Origin of the sequence: Rhodopirellula sp. JB055 (genome assembly GCF_043100905.1) — a bacterium.
Classification (GTDB): domain Bacteria; phylum Planctomycetota; class Planctomycetia; order Pirellulales; family Pirellulaceae; genus Rhodopirellula.
This window is the reverse complement of the sequence record NZ_JBICHO010000198.1, coordinates 1-9,543: the sequence shown is the minus strand read 5'-3', so window position 1 is coordinate 9,543 and position 9,543 is coordinate 1. Positions and strand designations below refer to the sequence as shown.

Genomic DNA, 9,543 nt, shown 5'->3' with positions numbered 1-9,543 from the left:
CGGTCGATCCGAAGAATGAACGGTTGCATCAAAGGAACCTGCAGCGACTCGAGGGCGAAGTCATTCGCGACAGTTTGCTCGCGATTTCTGGGCAACTCGATCGATCGATGGAGGGCGGTTCGGTGCCGACTCATTTGACTTCGTTCATGAAAGGCCGCGGGCGGCCATCGAAAAGCGGTCCGATGGATGGTGAGCGGCGACGATCGATTTATCTCGCGGTTCGGCGGAATTTCCTGTCGCCAATGATGAGCGTGTTTGACACGCCGACCCCGTTCAGCACGATGGGACGTCGCAACGTTTCCAATGTGCCTGCTCAAGCCCTGGTGATGCTCAACGATCCCTTTGTTCGAGAGCAGGCCCGCTTGTTTGCTGAGCGTGCGATGCGAGAGGTGCCGCCGGGGCCAAAACCGGGTGTCGAAGAATGGACTCCGTTGTCAGGAGACACGACGGTGGACCGACGAATCGATTGGATGATTTGGATCGCGTTGGGGCGTCCCGCCAAACCGTCTGAGTTGCAATCCATCCGTCAATATTTGGCGGCGTGGGGGCAGGACACGGGGGCAACCCTGGAAGATGTATCGTTGTGGGCCAACGTGGCCCATGCCATCGTCAACACCAAAGAATTTATATTTGTGCCATGAGTGGTTTTTCAACTTTCGGTCGTCCGGCGATCAGTCGTCGGCAGATGTTGGCTCGGACCTCCATGGGGTTTGGTGGCGTGGCTTTGGCTGCGCTCATGAACGAAGCCGCAGCGGAGCACGCCGGTCATGGCGTGCATCATCCGGCCAAGGCCAAGCATGTCATTTTCCTGTACATGGATGGTGGACCGTCGCAGATCGACACGTTTGATCCCAAGCCTTTGCTGACCAAGATGGACGGGCGAGACCCAGGCGATTTGTTCCGTGTCGAACCCACTCAGTTCAACAACAACGGCAAGGTTTTGGGCAGCCCATGGGCGTTCAAACAGCACGGTGAGAGCGGGATTCCGGTCAGCAGTTTGTTCCCGCATGTGTCGGAATGTGTGGACGAATTGGCGGTGGTTCGTTCGATGGTATCGGAGTTTTCTGAGCACACGTTTGCGAACTATTTTTTGCACACCGGAAGCGGTTTGCAGGGCCGGCCGAGCATGGGAGCGTGGGTCAATTACGGACTGGGATCGGAGTGTGACAACCTGCCTGGTTTCGTGGCGCTCAATGGAGGTTTGATTCCTCCGGGCGGGTTGGATTGTTTCGGCAGCGGTTTTTTGCCGGCGACGTATCAGGGGTCAGTGTTCCAGCCCCACGGCACCGCGGTCGCCAATATCAAATCACCTGAACCAGATCTCAGACGCCAACGCGCGCATCTCGATTTGATCGGGAAGTTGGACTCCGACGCGATGCGTCATGGGCTGCAGCACGACGCGGTCGAATCCGCGATTTCGAATTATGAATTGGCGTTTCAAATGCAGGCTGCGGTGCCGGATTTGATGTCCATCGAAGACGAACCTGAGCACATCCGCAAGTTGTACGGTTTGGATGCAAAATACAAACCCACGCAGATTTATGCGGCGGAATGCTTAATCGCTCGGCGTTTGATCGAACGCGGTGTGCGGTTCATTGAGTTGACTTGCCCGAGTGTGGGCGCCGATCGTTGGGACCAGCACAGCAACTTGAAAAAGGGGCACGAGAACAACGCCTTGGCGGTCGACCAACCCATCGCGGGATTGCTGAAGGATTTGCGGCAGCGCGGATTGTTGGACGAAACGCTGGTCGTTTGGGCGGGCGAATTTGGGCGAACCCCGTTTGCGCAAGGAGCCAACGGCCGGGACCACAACCCGTTTGGGTTCTCCATTTGGATGGCAGGTGGCGGAATTCAGCCGGGAATGACCTACGGGGCGACGGATGAATTTGGATACAAAGCGGTGGAAAACCGAACGGAAATCCACGATTTGCACGCCACCATGTTGCATCTGATGGGCGTCGATCACACACGGTCCACGTTCCGGTTTGGCGGTCGAGACATGCGTTTGACGGACGTGAAGGGGCATGTGATCGAGGCAGTTCTGCAGGGGTAGTGGTGGGGAACTAGCTCTGACGCTCTTGCGGTGACTTCCTTTCCGTCGTTAGTGTTTGGGCGAAGGCGAGATGCTCTACAATTGGCACGGCCTTTCTTTTCACCTCTTTTCTGCTGTCGCACATCGCAATCTGTGTCTGATCCTTTGGATGATGCCGAGATACCTTCTGGCCCGAACGCTTCGGTTCAATCAGGTCAGTCGGTGGATGCTGCGCCGAAATGGTCGGAACAACTGCAGCAGCGGTTTGGTCTGACGCTGAAGCCGGATTTGGCGTCGTGGTTTGACGACGAGATTTGGCGGTCTCCTGGGAACGGCGAATTCGCGGTGGCCGTTTCTCCGGAAACGTTGCTCAAGTCCGTTCCGGATCCAGTCTGGCCGCCATTGATGCCACCGAATTTTCTTCCTCTGGTGGGAAGTCATGCGGGCGATTGGCTCTGTTTGCGCCTGGCTGATGGCGAAGCGGGGGCGGCCAATGTGCCCTACGATTTGTGCCATTGGTACCACGGTGGTGGCGACTGGCTGCCTTGGGGAAACACCTTGGCCGAGGCATTGCTGTTCGACCAGATTTTGCCGTTTTTGCCTGCCAGCGATCACCGGCACGCGATTCCTTCTCCGATGGACAACGCTCGTTCGGTTGAGCCGGGAATGAATGCGTGGCAGGATTGGATGACACGGTGGTTGCCGGAGACTGTCCAGCCGATTGTTCAGCAGCAACTTTGGTTGTCGGGTGGCACCGGTTGGATCGACGATCTGATGAATGCCGGAGTTTGTGCGGTTGCGATCGGTTGCCAGTTGGTGATCGATGAACTGAGCAACGAGTTGACGCGGCACTTGATGCCGGCTGATGCCAATCGAATGGGCATCGCGTGGAATGACATCATGCGATGGGGATTCGACCTTCAGGCATTGCCTGCGGACATCGCGAATCGATTGCGAGACGAGGGCGCAGTGCAGACCAGCGCGATGGATCCCGGGCAACAGGATTGGTCGCGGATCGAAAGCATTTGCGAGCGGACTCACTCGCTGTCGCCCGAGCTGGCTTGGGCGGCCGAGTTGCTTGGATACTGCCGTTTGCAACGTGGTGATTTTAGCGGCGCGACCTCGGCGTTCTTGCAGTCGATGCGATGCAGTGTGTTCACCGATCAAAGCGTTCGTTTGCGAACTCACTGGGCAACCTCGGGCGCCGAGGGAATGGCCAAGTTCGGTGCCTATTGGCTGTGTCGCGAAAGCAACTTGCATCCGGAGATGTGGGATCGCGAGTCCTTGAGCTCTGGTGCCAATTCGGCATCCATTGCCAATGCGGTTCCTGCTTCGGTGTCGATGTCCGAGTACCTCGATTGTTTACGAAATCGAGAGGAGGGATCGGTACGGAGTCGCGTGACGGCGTTCTTTTTGAACTGCGCGGACCTGAGTTCTGGCAGCGGTCAACACGCGGACGCGGTTCGGTGTCTGTATGCGGCCGGTTGGGATTTGGGAACGGAACCCATGAAGCTGTACGCGGAGTTGCTGAGGCGATTGGTCGATACCTGTCAGCTCGCCGGCTGGACATCCCATGAGATTCTCGCTCGGATGCATCGCGATTGCTTTCGGAAGCGATACGGAATCTAGTTCATCGGGCGAATGGTGTTCGAGGGCCTGGGGTATATTCGAGCCGTGTCGATTAGGATGGGACGGATTGAACGCCCGCGATCTCGTTTTTTCGGGGCAAGTTTGTTCCGGGCGGATTTGAACTTCCTGACTCAACTTTTATTCAAAACCAATTCATGAGCCAGTCCAACACTGACGAACCTTCCTCAACCAGCGACGCCAAAGAGGATGTTCAGAAGAACATTGTTTGGCACACGCACAGCGTTTCTCGAGAGGACCGAGAATCGAAACTGGGGCAACGTGGCGTGGTGGTTTGGTTCACAGGGTTGAGCGGGTGTGGGAAGAGCACGATCGCGAATGAGCTGGATCGGTTGTTGATCCAGCGCGGCGCGACCTGCACGCTGCTGGACGGCGACAATGTTCGTCATGGTTTGTGTGCACCACCAACGGCTTTGAAGGACGAGCACGGAGAAGAATTCGCGAATCGGTTTGGGTTGGGGTTTGGCCCCACGGATCGTGAAGAGAACATTCGCCGGATTGGCGCCGTGACCGAGCTGTTTGCGTCCGCGGGGGTGATCACCTTGGCCGCGTTTGTCAGCCCCTATCAAAGGGACCGGGATCGGGTCCGGAAGACGATTGAAAGCAGCGGACGGGGTGGGGACTTTTTGGAGGTCTTCGTCGACACGCCGCTTGAGGTGTGCAAGCAGCGAGATCCAAAGGGGCTGTATCAAAAAGCCATCGCAGGCGAAATCAAGAATTTCACTGGGATCAGCGATCCCTACGACGTGCCTTCATCGCCTGAAATTCACCTGAAATGGCAGGAGGGTCAGACGCCGACCGATCAGGCCTCCCAAATCATCGAGGAAATGGAGCGTCGCGGTGTTCTCCAGCCCGCCCAGGGGTGAATTCCTCAGCCAATCGAACCATTCTGGGTTGGAATGCATAACGACTTGATTCTCGATTGCGCGGTGATGCATTAGACTGCGTCCGCACGTGAATCCACTCGGCACCTCTTTCGGCAATCGCCTCACGGTTTGATCCCAGTCATGCTCGGCCCCGTTTTTCAACGCGAAGCCTCTGTCGTTCCCAAGCGACCGGCGACCTACGTCACTCGCGGTGTCTATTTGATGGCACTTTTTCTGTTGTTGTGCACGGGATATTTGGTGCTCGATGGTTCGCGTTCTTTGGCGGCCAATGCGGACGCGGCCAAGTTTGGCGGTTGGATGTTCCGTCTGCTCGCCCCGCTTCAGTTGGTGATTTTGTCGGCGCTGGCAGCCGTGGGCGCCGCCAGCAGTGTGGCTCAGGAGAAGGATCGCCGGACGCTGATTCTGATGTTGATGACCCGGTTGTCGGGTTTTGAAATCGTGGGGGGGAAAGCCGCAGCAACGTTGTTGTCGCCCTTCGCATTGTGCGTCATTTCGCTGCCCTTGTTTTTGACTCTGCCGTTGCTAGGTGGTGTTGCACCGGGACAAGTTTTCGCTGTTTTCGCGGTCACGATTGTCAGTGTGATCGTGTCCGCAGCGGTCGGCGTTGTGGTGGCGTTGTGGCGAGAGAAAACGTTCCAATCGATCGCGTTGACGGTCTTGGTGTTGTTGCTTTTGGTGGCAGCGGGCGAAATCGCAGCTTCGATGAGTGGGGATGACTCCAGGTGGGCCATGGCGATCAGTGCCCCGCGAGCCTTGTTGGCGGCGACCAACGCGGACGCGGGATGGGCTGCCTTCCTGAGCGACGGCGGCGGTTTGTTTGTGATGGTCGGAAGCGTTTTGTCCGCAGTGATCTTGGCCATTGGAATCGCGAAAGTTCGTGTCTGGAATCCGTCGCGAGAAGTACGCTTGAAGGCACCGGATCCTGAAACCAGCGAAGAGTTCGCAAGCGAAGAATTCCAGCGTGACCGCGACAAAGATCCGACTTCTTGGAAGGTTCGTCAGCCTCGTCCGGTTTGGGACAATCCCATCCTTTGGCGAGAGATCCGCACCTGGGCTTATGGTCGCAAGATCATTCTGATTCGTGCCGTGTTTGTGTTGATCTTTGCAATCATCGCGACCGCGATTTATTTCCAAGTGGAAAGTGGCGTGGCGATGGAACCGGCCGGCCGCATTGGACGTGCCCTGCCTGCGGTCACCATTCCAATGGCTGCGTTGGGAGTCATCAGTTTGGTGTTGGTCAACGCGTTGGCGGTCAACGCGGTGACGGGTGAACGAGATGGACTGGCGCTGGATTTGTTGTTGGTCACGGACCTTCGCCCGAGCGAGTTCGTGTTTGGCAAACTTTGGGGAGTGATGTACGCGGCGAAAGAAATGATCGTGTTGCCGATGTTGCTGACGATTTATTTGGGGCTCTCCGGCGTGATGACGCTGGAGAACATGGTGTACGCGCTGTTGGGTGGATTCGCGTTGGTGGTGTTTGTTTCCATGTTGGGAATTCACTCGGGGTTGAATTACGTTTCGGGGCGGACGGCAACGCTGGCCAGTCTTGGCACGGTGTTCTTTCTGTGCGTGGGCATTGCGATTTGCATGACGATCATGGTGAGTTTCCGGGGGGCGTTTCAGTTGCAGTTGGCGCCGTTCTTGGTGATGATTTTGGGTGGCGGGTTGGCGTTGTTTGCGGCTCTCGGTTGGCGGAACCCATCGTCGGCGATCTTTGCTGCTTCGTTTGCTTTGCCTTTGATCACGTTCTATGCGATCACACAGTTTTTGTTGCAGACCGACCACTTATGGGTCGTCTTCAGTCTTTTGGCTGGATACGGGTTCACGACGGCGGCGATGATGATTCCTGCCCTGAGCGAGTTTGATGTTTCGCTGGAACCGGACCGTGGAAACGAGACCACGCGGACCACTGGCGATACCCCCGAGGCGTTGCCGGGGTCCACGAATTGAACGAGCTGGTGTCGAAGTGGCCATTCTTGGCTGCGATGCTCATTCTCATTCTTGCCAGCGGACTGTTCAGTGGCAGTGAAGCGGCGCTCTTTTCGCTGAAGGAACGTGACCGCAAACGGATTGGTCGCAACGGTGCGTCGGGGCGGGTGGTGACGCATTTGTTGTCTGAACCAGATCGGTTGCTCGCAGCGATTTTGTTTTGGAATCTGCTGATCAACATGACCTACTTCACGTTGGTAGCGATCGTCTCAGCCGACCTTTCGCGACCGGGTGTTTTCACATTGGTTTGTTTGCTCACGATCATCTTTTTCAGCGAGATGTTGCCCAAGAGTTTCGCGGTGATGACGCCGACGCGAATTGCTTTGTTGGTGGGGGTGCCGATGACGATTGCCGTCGGAATCGTTTCGCCGATCTTGCCTTTTGTGAAATGGGCCAACGAAGCGGCGGGAAGATTGCTATGGCCATCCTTCGAGCCGGAGCCCGAGATCGAATTGACTGACATTGAACGTGCAATTGAATTGGGCACCGATGATGCGACGTTGCTTCGGCGGGAGCGTTTGGCGCTGCGTTCCTTGGTGATGATGGCAGAGATTCAAGCGGACGAAATGATGCGTCCGCGGAGCAAGCTGATGATCGTTTCACCTCCACTGGAAACTTCGTTGTTGGCCGAGGGGTCGCCTCCTGGTGGTTATCTGATCGTGGCAGATCCAGAGGACACTTCGGGCCAATCGATTCTTGGTTCCGTCGCCGTGCGATTGCTGCGTCCCCAGCAAATCGATGACTTGCCCTCCGCACTGGAAAAGGTGCTGCATGTGCCTTGGTCGGCGAAGATCGCTCAGGTGTACGACCAGTTGGACGAGCAGGACATCAGTGTGGCGGTGGTCGTCAATGAATTTGGCGAGGTGGTTGGTGCGTTGACGGTCGACGATATTTTGCGAGGGGTTTTGGCCAGCACGGATCAGTTGGATGCGGCAGAAGACCAGATCAAACGGTTGGGGGGCAATCACTACCGGATGACTGGATCAACGAGTTTGCGAGCGCTTGCGAAAACGTTGGAAATTGAATTGCCTGAGGAACGCACCGCGACAGTCGGTGGGCACATCCAACGCCACAACGAACGCGTGCCTCGAGCCGGTGACGTGGCTCCTTTGGCGGAGTATGAACTGGTGGTGACAGAGGAAGACGAAGACGGGATTTGGATCGAAGCTTGGTTGGGCCCCGACTCGGAGCGATCTTCGTCATGATGCTGGCCGTCGGAGTGTTTTTGGTTGGGTTGGCGCTGTCTGCGTTTTTTAGCGGCAGTGAGACGGGGTTGTATCGCGTTTCGCGAACGCGTTTGGTGCTGGATGGACTGAGTGGTTCGCTCGCTGGACGCGGTTTGGTTTGGATGATCAACCATCCTGCGATTTTCGTGGCGACGACGTTGGTGGGCAACAACCTGGCCAATTACCTGACAAGTTTGGCGATCGTGATGTTCGTCGGGACGTTGATCGGTGGTGGAGAGGCGATTGAATTGGCGGCCACCGTGATGATGACACCGATGGTATTTGTGTTTGGCGAGTTGCTTCCCAAACATTTGTTCTATCAAGCGCCGTATCGATTGCTGCGTGGGACAAGATGGTTGCTTCTGTTGGCAACGATTCTGTTCGCGCCGATCTCGCTGCTACTGAGCTTGCTTGGAAATGCACTTCAGAAGTTGACGGGAGAAACGCCGTTCCGGTTGCGGCTTTCGATGGCGCGTGGTGACTTGGAACAAGTGTTGCAGGCCGGCGAGGAGGCCGGGATTCTTGCCGCGGGTCAACGGAATTTGGCTCAGAACGTGTTTGATGTCGGCAACGGTCCAGCGGTGCAATTTGGCGTGCGTCCGGAGCGTTTGGCGGTGGTGGACACACCGGTGGATTTGGAGCTTGCCCGTCGTCAGGCTCGGCGGCAGAATCACCCGATCATTTTGGTGCGTCGGAAGGGGCGGATCATGGGTTTTTATCGCTACGCCGACTTGGTGCACCAAGATCAGGTTCCCGCGCCGCTACCGATCGTTCGCGGTTCGTTGACCGATCGTCATCTCGGGGTGCTGCTGCGTTTGTACGACGCTCACAGCGATGTGGCGGTGCTGTACGAGCCAAGTGGCAAGATCGGCAGCGTGGTGACCCGCCGGCAACTGTTGCAGCCGCTGCTGGTCTGATTCTCGACCGTGGCGGGATCTGTGGATTGCCATGAAAAATGGCGAGATGTCACCCGCACCAAGGGGTGAGAAAAGGTGCGGATGGGGTGGGATTCGAACCCACGGTAAGGTCTCCCCTACGCTAGTTTTCAAGACTAGAGCCTTCGTCCACTCGGCCACCCATCCGGAACGGGGATTTTAGCAGGCCACCGCGACTTCGCCCAGACGAGAATGCAGTCTCCTGAGCAAACTGTCGCGCACTTTCTGCTGTGCGTTCGCCTCCAGTTGTTCAGTCGCACAGATCTCGCCAAAGTCGGCATGAGAGCGGTCGAGCAACCCAGTCTCGAAATACGCAACGAACTTGTTGCTACTCGATTCGCTAGGCTGCAGAAATCGTGGTTCCTGGCTAGAAACCTCGCACTGTCAGATTTTTTGCGTGACAATTCACTGTGATCCCTGTCTATCACTTGGACGTGTCTGCAATTCCGGTGTTTTGAAGGAGCAGCGAAATCAAATTGAACCCACCGAAAAACTCTGAATACACCCAGGTTGACCGACTGCTCCAAGCAGCGCGAAATGGCGATGCTGCTGCGCTGAGCACGCTGTTTGGTCTGTATCAAAACTACGTGCGATTGTTGGCCGCTTCACAAATCCGAGCTCGGCTCCGCGTGAGAACGAGCGAGTCGGATGTCGTTCAGGAGACATTGCTGAACGCGGCACGTGGCTTCAGTGAGTTTCGCGGCAGCACTGGAGGCGAGTTTGTGACTTGGTTGAGAGCCATATTGACGCGAAAGATTCAAACTTTGATTCAAACTCATGTGGATGCGCAAGCTCGAGATGTACGGCGGGAAATCTCGTTGGATACC

8 protein-coding genes and 1 tRNA gene are annotated in these 9,543 nt (G+C 56.6%); 8 read left to right on the top strand and 1 reads right to left on the bottom strand.

Translation table 11 applies throughout. The annotated features are described in order from the left end of the window. The 7 genes from ACF8AM_RS08080 to ACF8AM_RS08050 form a co-directional block, all read left to right on the top strand. Positions 1-641: DUF1553 domain-containing protein (locus tag ACF8AM_RS08080; RefSeq protein WP_392555142.1), on the top strand; the 641-nt coding region annotated here is incomplete at its 5' end. Positions 642-685: 44 nt separating this feature from the next. Next, positions 686-2,053 carry a DUF1501 domain-containing protein gene (locus ACF8AM_RS08075; RefSeq protein WP_392555144.1) on the top strand — a complete coding sequence of 456 codons (1,368 nt, stop codon included), beginning with the start codon at positions 686-688 and terminating at the stop codon, positions 2,051-2,053. A 132-nt stretch (positions 2,054-2,185) separates the two neighbouring features. Continuing rightward, the gene (locus ACF8AM_RS08070; RefSeq protein ID WP_392555141.1) at positions 2,186-3,661 is read left to right on the top strand and encodes an SMI1/KNR4 family protein; all 1,476 of its coding nucleotides are present in this window, start codon (positions 2,186-2,188) and stop codon (positions 3,659-3,661) included. Positions 3,662-3,816: 155 nt separating this feature from the next. Further along, positions 3,817-4,545: an adenylyl-sulfate kinase gene (cysC, locus tag ACF8AM_RS08065; protein WP_392555140.1), complete on the top strand. Its 729-nt coding sequence runs from the start codon at positions 3,817-3,819 to the stop codon at positions 4,543-4,545. A gap of 141 nt (positions 4,546-4,686) precedes the next feature. After that, positions 4,687-6,516, top strand: coding sequence for a hypothetical protein (locus tag ACF8AM_RS08060; protein ID WP_392555139.1), 1,830 nt, complete (start codon positions 4,687-4,689; stop codon positions 6,514-6,516). A gap of 35 nt (positions 6,517-6,551) precedes the next feature. After that, positions 6,552-7,760: a CNNM domain-containing protein gene (locus tag ACF8AM_RS08055; RefSeq protein WP_392555143.1), complete on the top strand. Its 1,209-nt coding sequence runs from the start codon at positions 6,552-6,554 to the stop codon at positions 7,758-7,760. After that, entirely contained in the window at positions 7,757-8,698 is a 942-nt protein-coding gene (locus ACF8AM_RS08050) for a CNNM domain-containing protein (protein WP_392555138.1), read from the top strand. Before ACF8AM_RS08055 ends, ACF8AM_RS08050 begins: the two co-directional genes overlap by 4 nt. Before the next feature lie 78 nt (positions 8,699-8,776). Here the strand turns inward: ACF8AM_RS08050 and ACF8AM_RS08045 are convergent. Next, positions 8,777-8,863: transfer RNA gene (locus ACF8AM_RS08045), tRNA-Ser, on the bottom strand. Positions 8,864-9,192: 329 nt separating this feature from the next. Here ACF8AM_RS08045 and ACF8AM_RS08040 point away from each other — a divergent pair. Then, positions 9,193-9,543 (top strand): sigma factor (locus ACF8AM_RS08040; protein ID WP_392555137.1); only part of this gene is annotated, 351 nt, incomplete at its 3' end.